This window comes from Halorussus salinus, from assembly GCF_004765815.2.
Classification (GTDB): Archaea; Halobacteriota; Halobacteria; order Halobacteriales; family Haladaptataceae; genus Halorussus; species Halorussus salinus.
In genome coordinates this window covers 542146-558304 of record NZ_ML974128.1, presented here as the reverse complement: position 1 = coordinate 558304, position 16159 = coordinate 542146, and the positions used below count along the sequence as shown (strand labels likewise).

General features: G+C 67.9%; 14 protein-coding genes. 8 read left to right on the top strand and 6 right to left on the bottom strand.

The genetic code is table 11. The annotated features are described in order from the left end of the window. Nucleotides 1-7: 7 nt before the first annotated feature. From EPL00_RS10885 to EPL00_RS10865, 5 genes are all read left to right on the top strand, one after another. A complete protein-coding gene (locus EPL00_RS10885; protein WP_135852683.1) occupies nt 8-2242 on the top strand; it encodes an AAA family ATPase in 2235 nt (744 codons plus the stop codon). Between the two features lie 177 nt (nt 2243-2419). Next, on the top strand, nt 2420-3319 hold the full coding sequence (locus EPL00_RS10880; RefSeq protein WP_135852684.1) for a hypothetical protein: 900 nt from the start codon (nt 2420-2422) through the stop codon (nt 3317-3319). A 77-nt stretch (nt 3320-3396) separates the two neighbouring features. Continuing rightward, on the top strand, nt 3397-3978 hold the full coding sequence (locus tag EPL00_RS10875) for a hypothetical protein (protein WP_135852685.1): 582 nt from the start codon (nt 3397-3399) through the stop codon (nt 3976-3978). A gap of 173 nt (nt 3979-4151) precedes the next feature. Beyond that, the gene (locus EPL00_RS10870) at nt 4152-4493 is read left to right on the top strand and encodes a HalOD1 output domain-containing protein (protein WP_135852686.1); all 342 of its coding nucleotides are present in this window, start codon (nt 4152-4154) and stop codon (nt 4491-4493) included. Nucleotides 4494-4576: 83 nt separating this feature from the next. Then, a complete protein-coding gene (locus EPL00_RS10865) occupies nt 4577-5470 on the top strand; it encodes a hypothetical protein (protein WP_135852687.1) in 894 nt (297 codons plus the stop codon). A gap of 51 nt (nt 5471-5521) precedes the next feature. On the opposite strand, the gene EPL00_RS10860 is transcribed toward EPL00_RS10865, so the two are convergent. From EPL00_RS10860 to EPL00_RS10850, 3 genes are all read right to left on the bottom strand, one after another. Next, complete coding sequence (locus tag EPL00_RS10860) at nt 5522-6316, bottom strand: YihY/virulence factor BrkB family protein (protein ID WP_135852688.1); 795 nt, start codon at nt 6314-6316, stop codon at nt 5522-5524. Nucleotides 6317-6453: 137 nt separating this feature from the next. Continuing rightward, nucleotides 6454-7173 carry a hypothetical protein gene (locus tag EPL00_RS10855; RefSeq protein WP_135852689.1) on the bottom strand — a complete coding sequence of 240 codons (720 nt, stop codon included), beginning with the start codon at nt 7171-7173 and terminating at the stop codon, nt 6454-6456. Nucleotides 7174-7323: 150 nt separating this feature from the next. Continuing rightward, nucleotides 7324-10218 (bottom strand): DEAD/DEAH box helicase, encoded by a 2895-nt coding sequence (locus tag EPL00_RS10850; RefSeq protein ID WP_135852690.1) that lies wholly within the window; start codon nt 10216-10218, stop codon nt 7324-7326. Between the two features lie 129 nt (nt 10219-10347). Between EPL00_RS10850 and EPL00_RS10845 the strand changes: the two genes are divergently transcribed. The 3 genes from EPL00_RS10845 (at nt 10348) to EPL00_RS10835 (ending at nt 12147) form a co-directional block, all read left to right on the top strand. After that, on the top strand, nt 10348-11088 hold the full coding sequence (locus tag EPL00_RS10845; protein ID WP_135852691.1) for a class I SAM-dependent methyltransferase: 741 nt from the start codon (nt 10348-10350) through the stop codon (nt 11086-11088). 137 nt (nt 11089-11225) lie between these two features. Beyond that, entirely contained in the window at nt 11226-11591 is a 366-nt protein-coding gene (locus tag EPL00_RS10840; protein WP_135852692.1) for a group I truncated hemoglobin, read from the top strand. Nucleotides 11592-11673: 82 nt separating this feature from the next. Continuing rightward, nucleotides 11674-12147 (top strand): DUF6141 family protein, encoded by a 474-nt coding sequence (locus EPL00_RS10835; protein WP_135852693.1) that lies wholly within the window; start codon nt 11674-11676, stop codon nt 12145-12147. Between the two features lie 27 nt (nt 12148-12174). Here EPL00_RS10835 and EPL00_RS10830 read toward each other — a convergent pair whose 3' ends face one another. From EPL00_RS10830 to EPL00_RS10820, 3 genes are read right to left on the bottom strand one after another with little or no spacing between them, the layout of a single operon-like run. Beyond that, nucleotides 12175-12918 (bottom strand): metallophosphoesterase, encoded by a 744-nt coding sequence (locus EPL00_RS10830; RefSeq protein ID WP_135852694.1) that lies wholly within the window; start codon nt 12916-12918, stop codon nt 12175-12177. Then, complete coding sequence (locus EPL00_RS10825) at nt 12918-14762, bottom strand: hypothetical protein (RefSeq protein WP_135852695.1); 1845 nt, start codon at nt 14760-14762, stop codon at nt 12918-12920. The genes EPL00_RS10830 and EPL00_RS10825 overlap by 1 nt, the downstream gene beginning before the upstream one ends. Next, nucleotides 14759-16027 (bottom strand): Single-stranded DNA binding protein, encoded by a 1269-nt coding sequence (locus tag EPL00_RS10820; protein WP_135852696.1) that lies wholly within the window; start codon nt 16025-16027, stop codon nt 14759-14761. Before EPL00_RS10820 ends, EPL00_RS10825 begins: the two co-directional genes overlap by 4 nt. Between the last annotated feature and the right edge of the window lie 132 nt (nt 16028-16159).

Here is a 16159-nt window from a genome sequence, read left to right as displayed (position 1 = left end):
GGGTGTCATGAACGCGAAGGGTTCGGCCGCAGTCGAACTCACCGTACAGGGCGCGGAGAAGCGCGACGCGGGCCGGGGAATCGCGCGCATCCCCGAGTCGGCCCGGTCGGCGCTCGGCGTCCTGAGCGGCGACACCGTAGTGATAGAGGGCGAGCGAGAGACCGTCGTCAAGGTGTGGCCCGCGGGGACCGACGTGCAACGCGGCATCGTCCAAGTGGACGGCGAGACGCGGGCCAACGCCGGAATCAGCATCGGCGACACCGTGACCGTCCGCCAGATTTCGGTCGCGGACGCCGAGGCCGTGACGCTCGCGCCGACCGCGAAATTCGACGAGGAGGACCGCGAGACCCTCGAAACCGCGCTCAAGCGGACGCTCCGGGACCGGCCGGTCAAGGAGGGCGAGCGCGTCCGCATCGAGCGCCTCGGCGACGCCGGGACGTTCACCGTCGCGGGAACCGACCCCGACGGCGTGGTCCGCGTGACCGACGAGACCGACGTAGCAGTGACGGTGTCCGGCGGTTCCGGGTCGGGAGCGAGCGTCGGGTCGGTCGGTGGCCCCGGAACGAGTGCGGGGAGTGGAGAGGAGTCAGAAAGCGTCTCGATTCCCGTCGGCGGCGACGACGACGGGAGTCCCCAGCGACCGACCGGCGCGACTTACGAGGACATCGGCGGTCTCGAAGAGGAACTCGAACGCGTCCGCGAGATGGTCGAGTTGCCCCTCTCGAACCCCGCGCTGTTCCGGCGCTTGGGCATCGACCCGCCGAAGGGCGTCCTGCTGTACGGCCCGCCCGGCACCGGGAAGACGATGATAGCGAAGGCGGTCGCCAACGAGGTGGACGCTCACTTCGTCACGGTCTCCGGTCCCGAAATCATGAGCAAGTACAAGGGCGAGAGCGAGGAGCGCCTGCGCGAGGTGTTCGAGCAGGCCCGCGAGAACGCCCCGACCATCGTGTTCTTCGACGAGATAGACGCCATCGCGGGCGAGCGCGACGAGGACAGCGACGTGGAGAACCGCGTCGTCGCCCAGTTGCTCTCGATGATGGACGGACTGGAGTCGCGCGGCGAGGTCGTCGTCATCGGCGCGACCAACCGCGTGGACGCCATCGACCCGGCGCTCCGGCGCGGCGGGCGCTTCGACCGCGAAATCGAAATCGGCGTGCCCGGCGAGGCTGGCCGCCGCGAGATTCTGGACGTTCACACCCGCGGGATGCCGCTGGCCGAGGACGTGGACCTCGACAGACTCGCGGCCGGGACCCACGGCTTCGTCGGCGCGGACCTCCACACGCTCTCGACGGAGGCCGCGATGGCCGCGCTCCGGCGGGCGCGCGACGACGGGGCCGACGAGGAGGAACTGATGAACGTCGAGGTCACTCGCGCGGACTTCGAGACGGCGATGGCCTCCGTGGACCCCTCGGCGATGCGGGAGTTCGTCGCCGAGTCGCCAGAAATCGACTTCTCCGCGGTCGGCGACTTGGACGAGGCCAAGCAGACGCTGACCGAGGCCGTCGAGTGGCCGCTGGCGTACCGCAACCTCTTCGAGCAGACCGCGACCGAACCGCCGACGGGCATCCTGCTACACGGGCCGCCCGGTACCGGCAAGACTCTGCTGGCGCGGGCCTTGGCGGGTGAGAGCGGCGTGAACTTCATCCACGTGGACGGGCCGGAACTGCTGGACCGCTACGTCGGCGAGTCCGAGAAGGCCGTCCGGGAGATCTTCGACCGGGCGCGGCAGGCCTCCCCGGCGATCGTGTTCTTCGACGAGATAGACGCCATCGCGGGCGAACGCGGCGGCGGGATGGGCGGCGGCGCGGAGGTCAGCGAGCGCGTCGTCTCCCAACTCCTGACCGAGATGGACGGACTGGCCGAGAACCCCAACATGGTCGTGCTGGCCGCGACGAACCGGCGCGACGCGCTCGACCGCGCGCTCCTGCGGCCCGGCCGACTGGAGGAACACATCGAGGTGCCCGCGCCCGACGAGGAGGGCCGCCGCGCCATCCTCGCGGTCCACGCCGACGACAAACCGCTCGGCGACGACGTTGACTTGGACGAACTGGCCGCCGAGTTGGAGGGCTACAGCGGCGCGGACTTGGAGGCGGTCGTCCGGGACGCCTCGATGCGGGCGATTCGGGAGGCCGCCGACGCGTGGGGCGTCGAGCAGGCCGACGAGAACGCCGACGAGATAGCCATCGGGAAGAAGCACTTCGACGCCGCCGTCGAGAAGGTCCGGCCCTCCATCGACTGACCGAACCACGTCCCGCCGTCGTCCCGTCTTCGCCGAGTTTCCGGCTGGCTCCCTTTTCGTTGAATTACATTGACATACCGCGAGAGTGATATGAAAACGTCCGCGTACGTATTAAAAATATTTAGTTTACTTATAGAATATTTTATGTAGTGTCCGGAGAATTAAATGGCCGAAGTCATGACAGACGACTCCCCCGACCGTCGTTCGAGCGACGGCACTCGTCGGCAGTTCCTGCAAAGCATCGGTGCGGTAAGCGCGGGCGCGTTCGGTCTCTCGCTCGTCTCCGGCGAGGGCCGTGCGGCTTCGGACTCGACCGGTCCCGAGAAGTTCCGCGTCACCGGCCGTGAAATCGTCCAGACGAAGATTCGCCCCGAGGAGGTGACCGTCAGGACGAAGAAAATCAGTTCGGACCTGAAGAAACGCTACGGGCTGACCCCGCCGGTGTTGACGAAGACCGAGACGTTCCAGCGGCCCAAGCCCGAGGCCGACGACCTGCCCGAGCGCGACACGCGCACGGACAAGCGAAAGTGGGACACCTACTACGCGAAACCCGACGAGTGGAAAGACTACCACCAGCGAAGCGGCGGCGTGAGTATCCAGTCGAAAGACCCCGCCGAGGAGGACCACCCCTACGGCATCTGGGATTACGAGGCGGTGGACGGCGGCTACGAGACCTCGGCTCCGATGAACGTCATCTCCGAGCAGAGTACCGGCGACGTGGCGGGCGTCCTGACGAGCAACGGCTGGACCGACATCGTGATTCAGTACAACCGCTACGCCTACAACAGCGCGACCAACCGGTTCGAGCAACAGGACAAGTCCGTGGCGACGGGCACCTTCGGCTTCCTCGGTCGCAACCACCTCAAGATGTGGGAGTTCGAGGGCTACGTCTCCGGGTCGGCGCACACCGATAGCGCAGTCCCCCACGAGGCTACCGCCTTCGAGGACGCCGAGCAGGCCATCGAGGATATCTTCGACAACGCCTCGGGTTGGTACGGCTACAAGGACTACTACCAGATGGACAACGGCTACCAACTCGACCACGACAGCGAAGCGACGAAGCTCATCAAGTACTGAGTCCGTTCCCGACCGTCGGGTATCCGCGCGGCGGTCGAGCGCCCACCTTTATTTTTCCACCGCGCGTACGTCTCGGTATGAACCCGCGAGCCGTCTTCAAACCGCGCAGAAGTCTGGTCCTCCCGTTGCTCGTGTTGGCCGTTCCGACGCTGTACTTCGTCTACCGGGACGCCGCCATCGGCTGTCCGCCGGGCCGGACCTGTCTGGAACTCGCGCACCTCGGGGCGGTGGCCGGAGGGCTGGCGGTCGAGTACCTCGTCGCCAGCGTCGCGCTCGCAATCGTGGACGCGGACGCACTCGCCGACCGGTCGGCGCTCGCCCGCGTCGCGTTCCGGCCGACCGACCGCACGCTCGCGGTCCTCGCGCTCCTCGTCGCGGCGGTAGTGGCGTACGTCGTCGGGTCGGCCGCGACGACGCTTCCGGGGTGGCTCGACGCCGCGTTGGCTCCGGTCGGTCTCGTCGTCGGCCTGCCGTTCGCGGTCGCCGCCGTGGGGACGACGCTGGTCGGGAGCGCGCTCGGCTACGAACCCTCGCTGGCGGTCCAGTCGGCCGTCGTCGCAGTCGGTCTCGGAGCGACCGGCGCGTGGCTGTTCCTGTTGGCGACGGGCACCGCGGGACTCGTCGGGTCGTGGCTCCCCGCGAAGATTCGGTCCCAGTAGCGCATTCACTCCAAACTTGTCGCCGAACTCGGCGAGGAGGGCGCACGACGACGCGATAGCGGCCGGGGAGGCCGGACCAATTGTTTCGGCTCTCACGGCGGTAAACCAATATCTATCCTCTAAGGTAACTATTCATAGAAATTAAAACAGTGTAAGAGAGACTGACCATACGAATGTCTGGTGAGTCTCCCGAACTGACCCCCGAAACTCCTCGGCCCGAACCGACTTCCGAGGAGTACCGCCGCCGTCGTCTCATCGAGGACGACGAGACCGCGAGCGAGGCGGTCGTCGCCGCGGTCGCCAACGCCGAAGACGCGGAACGGGACGCGCTCCCGCCGCTGGGCGACCGGTTCGACGTGGAGAGTCTGGACGCGCTCGTGGACGCCGGAACCGCGCCGTCGGCGGGCGGGTTCGTCTTCACGCGCACCGAGGAGTTGACCGCGGAGATAGAAGTCTCGTTTCGCTACGCGGGCTACGACGTGACGGTCTCGGAACACTACGTCCTCGTCGAGTAGTGATTTCACTCTTCTCTCCGATAAGTCAAAAAGCGATTTGAGCTTACAGAAGGTCCTTTGAACTGGCTCTCGAACGACGAGGTATGAACCGACGCCAACTCCTCCGTCGCACCGGCGCGCTCGCGGCGGCAACCGGTCTCGCGGGCTGTATCGGCAGTTCCGGCACCGGCTCCGGTCCCGGTACGACCGGGGACGGGACGACCGAGCGAACGACGACCGAGGCCCGTGAGCGATTCTCGGGCGTCCGGTCCGACGACGACGAACCGTTCGAGACCGTCGCGGTCGGCGACCGCGAGTCGGTCCCCTTCCCCGACAACAACCGAGCGTACGGCGTCCGCGTCTGGAACGCGGCCGACGAAGCCCGGAGAATCGACCTGCAAGTCTCGACGGGTGCCGACATCCTCGTGGACCGGACCGCCGAGTTCGCGGCCGACGCGTACCTCGAACTCGCGCTGAACGAACCCGCCGACTACAGCGTCTCGGTCGGTCTCGCAGACGCCGACGACGAGACGACGTTCGAAATCGAGCGAAGCCGGTTCGACTGCAACCAGTCCGGAACCGACGTGGGCGTCACGGCCGACGGTCGCGTCGAGACCATGTCGATGTCCACCGCGATGGGCTGTCCCGGCCCGCGAGTCGCCGACAGCGATCTCTCGGTCGGCGAGGGCGAGTGCGGGAAGACCCACAGCGCGAGCGTCGCCTTCGAGGCCGAGGAGGCCGCGGTCGAGGGCGCGGTCAGGACGCCGACTCCTCGGTCGGACCTCGAACTCGCGGCCGCCAGCTACGACCGAGAGACCGGCACGCTCACCGTCCGAGTCGTGGAGAAAGAACCCGACGAATCCGGCGTCGGCACCCAGTGCATCGGCGAGGTGCCCTACGAGGCGACCGTGACCTTCGACAACGCGCTCCCGGAGACGGTCGTCGTGGTCCACGAGAGCATGGACGAGACCGTCGAAGTGACCGAGAAGACGCGATGAGGGCGCGCGCAGGGACGCGACAAGAGTGAGCGAGGAGACGCGGCGGGGCGGCTACCGCGACAACCGGATGCGTCCGCCCAGCACCGAGTTCACCACCGCGCCGACGAGGACGACAGCGCCCGCCAGATAGAGCCACGTCAAGAACAGCAACACCGCGCCGATGACGCCGTAGGCCCGATACTGCCCGGCGTACGTGAGGTAGAACTGGAAGACGGCGTGGAGGACGACCCAGCCGACTCCCGCGACGACCGCGCCGGGAACCGCCTCCCGGACGGTCATCTCGACCGGCGGCATGACGTAGTACAGCGGGAGGAACGCGACGACGAGTCCGCCGACCAGCGCGATATTTCCGACGAGATTCCTGAACGGGACGTTCGCGGCGAGAGAGGGCGTCCGCAGGGCGTAGCCGACCGCCGCGACGAGACCGACCGCGACGACGACGAGGCCGATAGTGACCGCGCCGTCCACCAACTGTTCGACCAGCGAGGGGTCGCGCTCGGTGCCGTACGCCTCCGAGAACGCGATGTCGAGTCCGCGGAACAGTTTGAGCGCGCTCCACGCCACCGTGACGAATCCGACGACGCCCGCGCCGGTCCGGCCGCTCGAACTCGTCAGCGCCTGCTGGAGGACGCGCTCGCCCGACGTAGAGAGCGAACTCGCGACCTGCTGGACCACGAAGTCCGCGAACGCCTGCCCGCCGACGACACTCCCGACGACGATGACCAACAGCGTCAGCGGAATCAGCGAGACGAACGCGTAGTAGGCGACGCTCGCCGCCAGAAACGTGACGTTCCGGTCGCGCGCAACGTCGAAGACTCGCTTGACCCGACTCCGGGAAGTAGCCATGTGCGACAAGCAGACGCCAGCCACGCCTAAAGGCGACACGGCCGACTGGCGGTTTTCGGCCGGTAGAGGCGTCACCGAGGCATCGACTCGTCGGGTGGTCGGCTCGCCGAGCCATCAGCCCGCCGAGGAGTCGGTCGCTACTCCGTCGTCGTCTCGCCGCCAGAGGGCGTCGCGGTCGTCTCGGGCGGGTCGCTCGCCTCGACGGTGAGCGCATTCAGGCCGTCGCACGGGTCCGCGCTGGCGACCCGGTACCACGCCCCGAGTTGGATTTCGGGGAGTTGGCCCGGTGCGACGGTGGTCTGCTGGCCCGCCGCGGTCGTGGTCTCCCCACCTGCCGCAGTCGTCGTCTGGTCCTGCAAGGCGGCTTGGGTCGTCGTCTCACCGGCGGGCGTGGTCTCGGTCATCCCGCTCTCCTCGGTGGTTTCGGTCATCCCGCCCGCCTCGGTGGTCTCCCCACCTGCCGCAGTCGTCGTCTGGAGCAGGTCCTCGGCGAGCGCCTGTTGGGGTGCCAGCAGGCCCCGGAAGCCGAGGTCGGTCCCTCCTCGGAACACCCGGACGATGAACAGTTGGTACTCCTCGGACTGCTCGGTGCCGAGACATCCCGCCGGGACCGTCTCGGTCGCCGGTTCTCCGAAGGGGTCTCGCGGCCGGAACCGGACCCGGAACAGGTCGCCGTCTTCGAGGCTGAAACTGAAGACCCCCGTACCGCCCTCGCCCTCCGCCGGTGTCGTCGTCTGCTGGGTCGTCGTCTCTTGGGCCGAGGCCCCGTTCAGCGAGAGGCCCGCCACCCCGAGGAGGCCCGCGGTCGCTCCGGCCTTGAGCAGGTCGCGCCGTCGTGGTGAGTTATCGTCCGTCATGCCAGAGAAGCCACTACGTCCCGAGTTATAGAGAATCGGCCGTTTCTCTGCCGCAGCGTGCGGCTATTTCGGGGAACGAGGATTACGGCAGCGGAATCGACGCGACGCCGCGGTGCAATCGTGGTTACGCCGCGGAAAGGAGCGGTTTCGTTAGTCCCAGAACGACTGGGTGCGGGCGTACTGACGCTCCTGTTCCAGAATGTCGCGGTAGAACTCGTCTTCGTCCTCGCGCAGTTTGGCGATGATGCGCGCGGCGTTCCGGGGACCGACCCCGCGGGCCGCGAGGGCTATCACGGCCTGCTTGCCGTGGCTCTGGACGAGGTTCGCGGCCTTGTGCGCTCGCCGGGTCATCTTCTCCTGCTCGTCGTCCTTCTCGGGGGCACGGACCGCTTTGACCACCTCGTCGGCCCACGGGTTCAGCGCGGCGACTCTGGTCGAGTCGCACTCGGGACACTTCGGCTGGTCGCGGACGCGCCGGACCGGTTTCTTGCGCCGGTACTCCTCGCAGTGGAGACAGAACAGGATGACCTCGTCGTCCCGGATGCGGTCTTTGACGGTCTGGATGACGCTGGCGTCGGCGTTCTCCGGCGCGAGGAGTTCCCGGCCCGACGAGCGCCCGCCCGACCCGACCGGGGTGCGCCCACCCGTGGTCACGACCTCGATCTCCTTCTCTCGAATCCGCCGCAGAACGTCGGCGGCGGCCTCGACCGCGAGGTCGTCGTGGAACACCTCGCGGACCGCCTCGTCGTACATCGGCGTGCCTTCGAGCGCGGCCATCAGTCGGGAGATTTGCGGTCCACCGGCGCTGTTTCCCTCCCACGTGCGGAGCGCGCCGAACTTCGCGGCGACTTGCGAGAGCTTGAACTTGAGGGTGTCGGAGTGCTTGAGGCTCAACTCGATGATGGCCTCGACGTGGCCGGGGTCGGTCTCTCGGAGGACCCCCGCGACTTCCTGTCCGTTGACCTTCGCGGGTACGTCCAACTCGATGCGGTAGGGGTCCACTTCGAGGCCGACCGACGAACCGGTGCGCTGGCCCACCAGCGACGAGAGGACCCGGCCGAGCGTCTCGTTGACCTTGTGGCCGAAACAGGAGTTGACGACCACGGTGTTAGCGGCGTGTTCGACCACGATTCGGTCCGCGGTCGGGAGCGGGGCCTCGGTCTCGGCGTGGCGGTCGAGTTGCGAGAGGGCTTCGCTGGCGGTGTACTCGTCGGTCGGGTAGCGGTTCGTGAACTCGCGGGCGACGCCCTCGCGGGGCGCACCGCGCTCGAACTGCGGACCGGCGACGGCGCGCATCTCGCCGACCTCTTGGGCCACGTCGTAGGGCACCGGAATCTCTTGGCCGACCCACGAGGGAATCTCGCCGCCGGGGTCCTCGATGGGCGAGACCTTGACGGTCTCCTCGTCGTCCTCGACCTCCGTAATCCGCCACATCTCGCCACGCTGGACGAAGATTTCGCCGGGTTGGGCGAAGTTGACGACGAACCGCTCGTCCAGCGTCCCGACCTGCGACCCCGACGCGATGTCCTCGACGGTGTACTTCTGTTCGTCGGGAATCATCGACAGGTTGGCGTAGAAGTACTGCCACGTCTTGCTGGACTTCTCCAATTGGTCGTGCTGTTCGTCCAGCCAGACGAGTCGGTTGCTCTTCAGTTCGCGGCAGACCTCCTTGAACTCCGATTCGGACAGGTCCCGGAAGGGATACGCGCGGGTCACGATGTCGTAGGCCCGCATCGCCGACAGCTCGCCGAAGTCCATGACGAGACCCACTATCTGGTTGGCCACGGTGTCGAGGCTCCCGTCGTGAATCTCGGCGGCCTCCACGTCGCCCTGCTTGGCCCGGCGCGCGATGGCCAGCGCTTCGAGGGTGTCGTCGGGGTGCTTGGTGATGATGGTGCCGTGGGAGACCTCCTCGCTCCGGTGGCCCGCGCGCCCGACCCGCTGGAGGAGGCGCGCGACCTCGCGGGGACTCGAATACTGGACCACGTGGTCGATGCGGCCCACGTCGATGCCCAATTCCATCGAGGAGGTACAGAGAAGCGCGTCCAGTTCCCCGGCCTTGAACCGGTCCTCCACGTCGATGCGGGCCTCCTTCGACAGCGACCCGTGGTGGACCCCGACGTTCGCGTCCAATTTCTTGAAGCGCGAACCGAGGGCTTCGGCGGTCTGACGCGTGTTGACGAATATCAGCGTCGAGTCGTTGGCCGCCACGACCTCCAGAATCGCCCGGACGTGGCTGGCGACCGACTCGTCAGTGACGAGTTCGCCCGCCAGACGCTCGTCCTCGTCGGTTATCTCGGGTTCCCGGACCTCGAACTCGACTTTGCTCCCCACGTCCACCTCCACGATTTCGCACTCCTCGGCGTCGCCGTCGTCACCGTCGCCTCCGTCGTCGGCCGCGCGTCCGGTCAGAAATCGCCCGACTTCTGCCGGGTCGCCGACCGTCGCCGAGAGGCCGATTCGCTGGAAGTCGCCCGCCAACTCGCGCAGGCGTTCGAGTCCGACGGTCAACTGCGCGCCGCGCTTCGCGCTGGCGAGTTCGTGGACCTCGTCCACGACGACGTGATGCACGTCTTCGAGTGCCTCCCGGAGTTTCGACCCGGTGAGCATCGCTTGCAGGGTCTCGGGCGTCGTGACCAGCACGTCGGGCGGGTCGTTGGCCTGCTTCTGGCGCTGGTAGTCGGTGGTGTCGCCGTGGCGCACGTCCACGTCCAGATTCAACTCCTCGCCCCACCACTCCAGTCGCTGGCGCATGTCGCGGTTCAGCGCGCGCAGTGGCGTGACGTACAGCGCCGAGATGCCGAACCGCGGCCCGTTCTCGGTCTGGTTCCGAGCGATGGCGTCGAGGACGGGCAACATCGCCGTCTCGGTCTTGCCGGTCCCGGTCGGCGCGACGACCAGCGCGTGGTCGCCCCGAGCGAGCGGCGGGATGGCCCGACGCTGTGGCTCGGTCGGGGTCGAGAACCCGCGCTCCGAGAGCGCCGCCCGCACCTCCTCGCCGAGTTGCGCGAAGGCCGCAGAACCCGCGGCCCGGTGGTCGCTCATTGGTCGTTTTTAGCGGTTAGAGGGTCATAAGCACGTTGCCTTCGAAATTCGAGAAGTCGACTTCGAGGGTTGTTCCGGCCGCTGAGTTTATAATATACTGCCCTGTCTTTGAACCGGAATGAGGTACAAATGAACTCCGAGCGGAGTACCGACGGGAGCGCGACGAGCGACGGCGTGTTCACGACCGAGGAGGCCGTCGAACTCTACACCGAGCGAATCCGAAACCCGACGCTGTTCCCGCAGGAAGAGAAGATAGTCGAGCGATACTTCGGCGACGCGGAGGGGTCCGTGCTGGACGTTGGATGCGGCGTCGGGCGCGTCTCGTCGCTGCTCGCCGACCGGGGCTTCGACGTGACCGGCATCGACGTGAGCGAACCGCTGGTCGAGAAGGCCCGGTCGCTGTTCCCGGACGTGGAGTTTCACGTCGGCGACGTGCGGGACACCGACTTCGAGTCGGCGTCGTTCGACTACGCCGTCTTCTCGTACTACGGTCTCGACTACCTCCTGCCGAAGACCGAGCGCGTGGCCGCGCTCCGGGAACTCTACCGCGTGTTGAAACCCTCGGGCATCGTCGCGTTCTCGTCGCACAACAACTGGTCGCCGCTGGTGCCGCTATCGGCTGGCGACTTCCGGCGGGCGGTCGGCGACGTGGGCGACTTCTACAAGAAGCCCAAGAACCACGCCCGCCTGTTCTCCAGATACAAGTTCGAGACGGTGCCGCTGGGCGAACTGGAGGTCTACCTCTCGAACCCGCTCCACCAGTGGCTCCAGCTTCGGAAGTGCGGGTTCACCCTCCTCGACGTGGTCGGCGAGCGGGAGAGCGTCGCCCGGTTCTTCGAGCGCGACACGCACTACGTCGCCAAGAAGTGAGTAGCGTCCGCCGAACGTATTCGGGAAAATAACTTTATTTCTGACGCGTTGATGTCCGTTCGCGCCGGTCGCTTTCCGACCGGGAATCGAGTCACGACTATCGCAGGGTCGCCCTCTGGCGGCCACGACGAACACGGATGTCTTCAGGAGATACCCTCTACCATCGGTTAGGCGGCGACGAACAGATTTCGAACATCGTGGACGAGTTCTACGAGCGCGTGCTGGCCGACGAGTCGGTCGCGCACTTCTTCGACGACGTGGACATGGCGGCCCAGCGCGCCCACCAGACGCAGTTCCTGAGCGCGGTCGCTGGCGGACCGGTCGAGTACGACGGCGAGGAGATGCGCGCGGCCCACGAGGGACTGGGACTCGAACCCCAACACTTCGAGGCCATCGCCACCCACCTCGACGCCGCGCTCCGGGAGTTCGACGTATCGGACGACGCGAGAGACGACATCATGTCGGAGGTCGCCGCGCTGGAAGACGACGTGCTGGTTCGCTAACCCTCCTCCGGGGACGCTCCGTCGTTCGGCGGGGCGGCCTCCTCCGGCGAAGCCTTTTCTCCGCGAACGTCGAAGTCGTCGCATGGAGACCGAAGTCCACTTTCGGGAGACCCAGCGGTTCGACCAGCCGTGGCTCTGGGGCCTGCTCGCGCTCCGGACGTTCGCGGACCTCGTGGCCCTCGTGCGCGGGAAGCGAAGCCTCGGCGAGACCGTCCGCCGACTCGCCGCCGTCGGCGCGGCCGCGCTGTTCTTCCGGGTCGCGCGCCTCGACACGGAGGTCCGCGACGACGGCCTCTACGTGAAGTTCGCGCCGCTCCACCGGTCGGCCAAGCGCGTCCCCTTCGCGGACCTCGCTGACGTGCAGGAGACGGGCTACAGCCCCCTGCGCTACGGCGGTTGGGGCCTGCGCTGGACGCCGAGCGGGACGGCCTACACGGTCCGGGGCAACAGCGGCGTCCGGTTCGAGCGGACCGGCGGGAAGTCGCTGGTCGTGGGTTCGTCGCGCCCGGACGAACTCGTCGCCGCGGTGCAGGAGGCGACCGAGCGAACGGTGTGACGAATCGAAAATCGGCCGCCGAGTGCGCTACACGTCCCGGTATCTTCCGAGTCGCGTCCCGTCGAGGAGATACGCCTGTCCGTCGGCCAACCCGGCGGGCAGGAAGGGAGCCAGAAACTCCTGTCCCGGAACGTTGACCCACGTCTTGCCCACGAGGTCGTTGAAGGCGGGGAAGACGACCAACTCCGCGCCGGGGCGAACCGCGCCCTCGCGGTCGGCGAACGCCTCGGGAGCGAGCGACCCGCGGAGCCAGACGCGCTCGGCGCGGCTCCCGCCCACCTCGTCTTCGAGTCGGACCGCGGGGTGTTCGTGGCCGACGCAGACGACTTCGCCGTCCAGCACCTCGGGCGCGGGCCACGTGTGGCCGTGGGCGAAGCCCACGTCGCCGAGTCGGACGCCCGCACCGTCGGTCACGTCGAGGTCGGCCCACGACTCTATCGCGCCGTCGTGGTTGCCCTTGACCAGCGTCGCGGCCACGCCGCGGTCGGCGAGGCGTTCGAGGAGGACCTCGATTTCGCCGCGCTCCGCGCCGCCGGGGTCGCCGATGGCGTGCATCAGGTCGCCCAAGAAGACGACGCGCTCGGCGTCGGTCCGGGCCACGAGCGCGAGGAGGCGGTCGCGGCGCTCGCCCGCGCGGCTGTCGATGGAGACGCCATCGGCGCGAAGCGCCTGCTCGACGCCCGCGTGGAAGTCCGCGACGACCAGCGCGCGCTCGCCGCCCAACTCGGCGACCGCGGCCGGGTCGCCGGGGACCGGCTCCACGAGGCTCATCAGATGGGCTTGAGGGTGTCCTCGCCGGACTCGTAGCACCGGCCCGCCATCAGCGCGGCTTCGAGAGCGTCGTCCACGTCGGCGGGCGTCACGTCGTAGTCCTGCACGACCGCGGCCAGTAGCGTCTCGCGTTCCACGCCGTCGCCGTCGTTCAACTCGCGCATCTCGGTCATCACGGTGTCTTCGAGGTTCGCGGGCGCTTCCTGCTCGCCGTCGTCGGCCGAGTCGGTCTCCACCGCGGCGTCGGCCGTCTCGGTCGGCGTCTCGTCGGCCGCGCCTACACCGCCGTCGTCGGTCGAGTCGGCGGCGTCAGCGTCCGGCGTGTCGGACGCGGGTTCCTCGTCGGAGCCGCCCCCGAAGTCGCCGAGGTCGTCGCCGTCGCTCTCGTCGGTTCCCGCCTCGGGTTCGGCTTCGTTATCGAGTCCGGCCTCGGGGTCGGGTGCGTCAAGGTCGGACTCCTCGGGACTCTCGACTTCCGAGCCCGAGGAGAACTCCAGTCCGTACTCCGCTTCGACCTGTTCGCGCTCCTCGTCGTCGAACTCGTACATCTCGTCGCCAGCGCCCGCGGTGCCGATGTCCGGCCCCTCGCTGTCGTCGCCGGTCTCGGGCGCGAACTCGTCGTCGGTCGAGGTCGCCTGCTCGTCCTCGACGGTCGGCGGTTCGTCGGTGCCGATGTCGTCCTGTAGCTCCGCGGCGTCCTCCGCGTCCTCGACGGTGTGGTCCTCGGGTTCGGTCGCGGACTCGTCGGCCGTGCCGGTCGGCGCGTCGCCGAGTTCGGTGTCTGCGGTCGCGGACTCGTCGGCGGTCGATTCCGCGTCGGCGGTCGATTCCGCGTCGGCGGTCGTCTCGGTCTCGGGTTCGGGAGTCTCACCGAGGTCCGTGTCGGCCGATTCCGGTTCGGATGCGGTCGAATCCGGTTCGGACGTGGGCGACTCCTCGGCGGTCTCCTCGGACAGCTCCGTCGTGCTTTTGGAAACTTTTGCCGTTTCGTCGGCACTATCTGGCGTGCTTTCGCTCGGTTCCGCATCGGTCTGCGTGGTCTCCTCGGCCTCGGTGTCGAGGGCAGAGACCTCGTCGGTCGCGTCCGGGAGCGCGTAGTCGAAGTCCACGGCCGCGTCGTCGCCGCCCTCGCCGGGCGCGAGTTCGAGCGGTCCCACGTCGTCGGCCGCGAGTTCGCCCGAGACGACGCGGGCCGAATCGACCGCGAGGTCCCACATCTCCGCGAGGTACGCCTTCGTCGTGCCGTAGTGGTCGAGCGCGAGCGGGATGCCCGACGCGAGTCCCGCGTCCACGCCGTTTTGCTCCAGCGCCGTCCGGAGCGCGTCGCCGCGTTCGCCGGAGTCGATGGCGTCGGCGACCGTCGAGACCCGCGAGAGGGTCTGCTCGGCGGTCTGGACCACCCAGCGGTCGCGGGTATCGGCGTCCACGCGGTTGATGGACTCGGGACGGATCGAGGTGAACACGCGGTCCGAGTCGTCGGGTTGGAAGGTCCGGGCCTTGCCCGTCACCGCGACGAACGCCGGAGGAGAAGCCTTCTCCAAGAAAGCCATCTCGTCGGGCTGGTACTGCCCGGCGTAGAGGACGAACGCGCCGGTCGGGTCCACGACCCGGCCGCGCAACACGTCGTCGCTGACCGCCTCGACCTCCGTCAGGACCCCGACCACGAACAGGCGGTTGACGCGGGCACCGGTCGGCGTGACCACGTAGTTGGGCGCGCGCTCCTCGTCGCTCTCCGAGTAGTCGAAGTCCGAGTCGTCGTACTCCGCGGCGAAGACGCGCCACGCGACCTCGCGGCGGCCCGCGCCGCCTTGGTCGTCGCCGTCGCCGTCTCCGTTGGAACTCATTCTGCCACCTCCGCCAGCAGGGCGTCCGCGCGGTCGGCGGGCGAGTCCTCAGAGCGGGCGAACTCGGTGACTTCGAGGTTCGCGCCGTAGTCGTCCACCGAGAGGTTCCCCCGGACGCGGTACTCGTGGCCGACGACGCGCTCGCGGATGCTGTCGGCGACGACTTCCTTGTCCATCGCGTCGCGGGCTTGGGCCTTGGCGTCGTCCACGTCGCCGCCGTAGACCTCCTCGGTGCGCTCGGCGTCGAGGACCGCCGTGACCGTTCCGGTCCCGTCGTCCACGATGGCCTTCACGCGCAGGTCGTCCTGCCCGTCCACGTCGCCGTGGCTCCGACACTGGCCGTTCTGGATGACCCGACCGCACTCGGGACACCGCTCGATGAGGCCCGACCCGTCCCGGACCGCCACGATGCTCCCGACGACCTCCACGTCGTAGGCACCGCCGGTCTCGACGGCGTCCCGGACGGTCATCCGCGTGCCGGTGTCGCTGATGGCCAACTCGCGGTCGAGGGGCGCGACTTCGGTGAACTCCGAGAGGTTGACCGAGGGCACCCCGCGGAACTCCCGGACGTACACGTCTTCGAGTCGCAACGTCTTGCCCTCCGCGACCTCGGGGCGAGCCTCCCAGTCGGTGAACGGGAGGCGGGCGCTCTCGTCGGCGAGGACGCCGCTCTTGATTTCGGTCTCGCCGTCGCGGCCGTCGATGGTCTTGGTCTCGACTTCGACCACCTGCACGTCGAGGTTGATGCCCCGGTCGCCGGGTTCGAGGTCCGCGAGGTCCGCGTCGCCCCCGACGGGGTAGGACACGTCGATGCCCTCCTCGAAGGCGACGTTCGTACTCTCACCGAGGTTCAGTTCGGGGTCGCCCTCCCACTCGCGGACGCCAGCGTTGCCCGCGGTAATCGTGTCGCCCGCCGAGAGACCGAAGTCCTCCCACGCGGTGTAGGAGATTTTCCCGGTCTCGTCGGCGAGTTCGCCCTCGTGGATGGTCTGCTCGTTGCCCTGATACCGAATCGAGCGTTTGCCGACCGTCAGCACCTTCGCGGTGACGGTGACGTTGCTGTCCTCGGTGGAGATGTCGGCCACGTCCGCGCGTGAGGGTTCGCTGGAACCTCCGCCGCCGTCGCCGTACTTCCGCCGGAGACTCTGTTTCGCTTCGTCCACCGGGACGCTGTACTCCACTAAGTTTTCGAGGTCCGCCTTGACCTCCTCCTTGTCTACGCCGAGGTCGGAGGCGAGGTCCTCGGCATGGTCGTCCAAACTCATCACCGGAACTTTGCCCGGACGGATTAAAAGTGTTCGTCACGGGGGTCGGCCGTCGCTTCCGCTGGTCGCGTCCGACGCCTCTCGGCTCTCGGACCGGTCCGCTCGCCGAAATTGTCATGTATCTGTCCGTCG

Bases quoted from the DNA above. Each gene is read 5' to 3' on its own strand.
- EPL00_RS10885 (WP_135852683.1), top strand. From the start codon at position 8: ATGAACGCGAAGGGTTCGGCCGCAGTCGAACTCACCGTACAGGGCGCG.
- EPL00_RS10880 (WP_135852684.1), top strand. From the start codon at position 2,420: ATGACAGACGACTCCCCCGACCGTCGTTCGAGCGACGGCACTCGTCGG.
- EPL00_RS10875 (WP_135852685.1), top strand. From the start codon at position 3,397: ATGAACCCGCGAGCCGTCTTCAAACCGCGCAGAAGTCTGGTCCTCCCG.
- EPL00_RS10870 (WP_135852686.1), top strand. From the start codon at position 4,152: ATGTCTGGTGAGTCTCCCGAACTGACCCCCGAAACTCCTCGGCCCGAA.
- EPL00_RS10865 (WP_135852687.1), top strand. From the start codon at position 4,577: ATGAACCGACGCCAACTCCTCCGTCGCACCGGCGCGCTCGCGGCGGCA.
- EPL00_RS10860 (WP_135852688.1), bottom strand. From the start codon at position 6,316: ATGGCTACTTCCCGGAGTCGGGTCAAGCGAGTCTTCGACGTTGCGCGC.
- EPL00_RS10855 (WP_135852689.1), bottom strand. From the start codon at position 7,173: ATGACGGACGATAACTCACCACGACGGCGCGACCTGCTCAAGGCCGGA.
- EPL00_RS10850 (WP_135852690.1), bottom strand. From the start codon at position 10,218: ATGAGCGACCACCGGGCCGCGGGTTCTGCGGCCTTCGCGCAACTCGGC.
- EPL00_RS10845 (WP_135852691.1), top strand. From the start codon at position 10,348: ATGAACTCCGAGCGGAGTACCGACGGGAGCGCGACGAGCGACGGCGTG.
- EPL00_RS10840 (WP_135852692.1), top strand. From the start codon at position 11,226: ATGTCTTCAGGAGATACCCTCTACCATCGGTTAGGCGGCGACGAACAG.
- EPL00_RS10835 (WP_135852693.1), top strand. From the start codon at position 11,674: ATGGAGACCGAAGTCCACTTTCGGGAGACCCAGCGGTTCGACCAGCCG.
- EPL00_RS10830 (WP_135852694.1), bottom strand. From the start codon at position 12,918: ATGAGCCTCGTGGAGCCGGTCCCCGGCGACCCGGCCGCGGTCGCCGAG.
- EPL00_RS10825 (WP_135852695.1), bottom strand. From the start codon at position 14,762: ATGAGTTCCAACGGAGACGGCGACGGCGACGACCAAGGCGGCGCGGGC.
- EPL00_RS10820 (WP_135852696.1), bottom strand. From the start codon at position 16,027: ATGAGTTTGGACGACCATGCCGAGGACCTCGCCTCCGACCTCGGCGTA.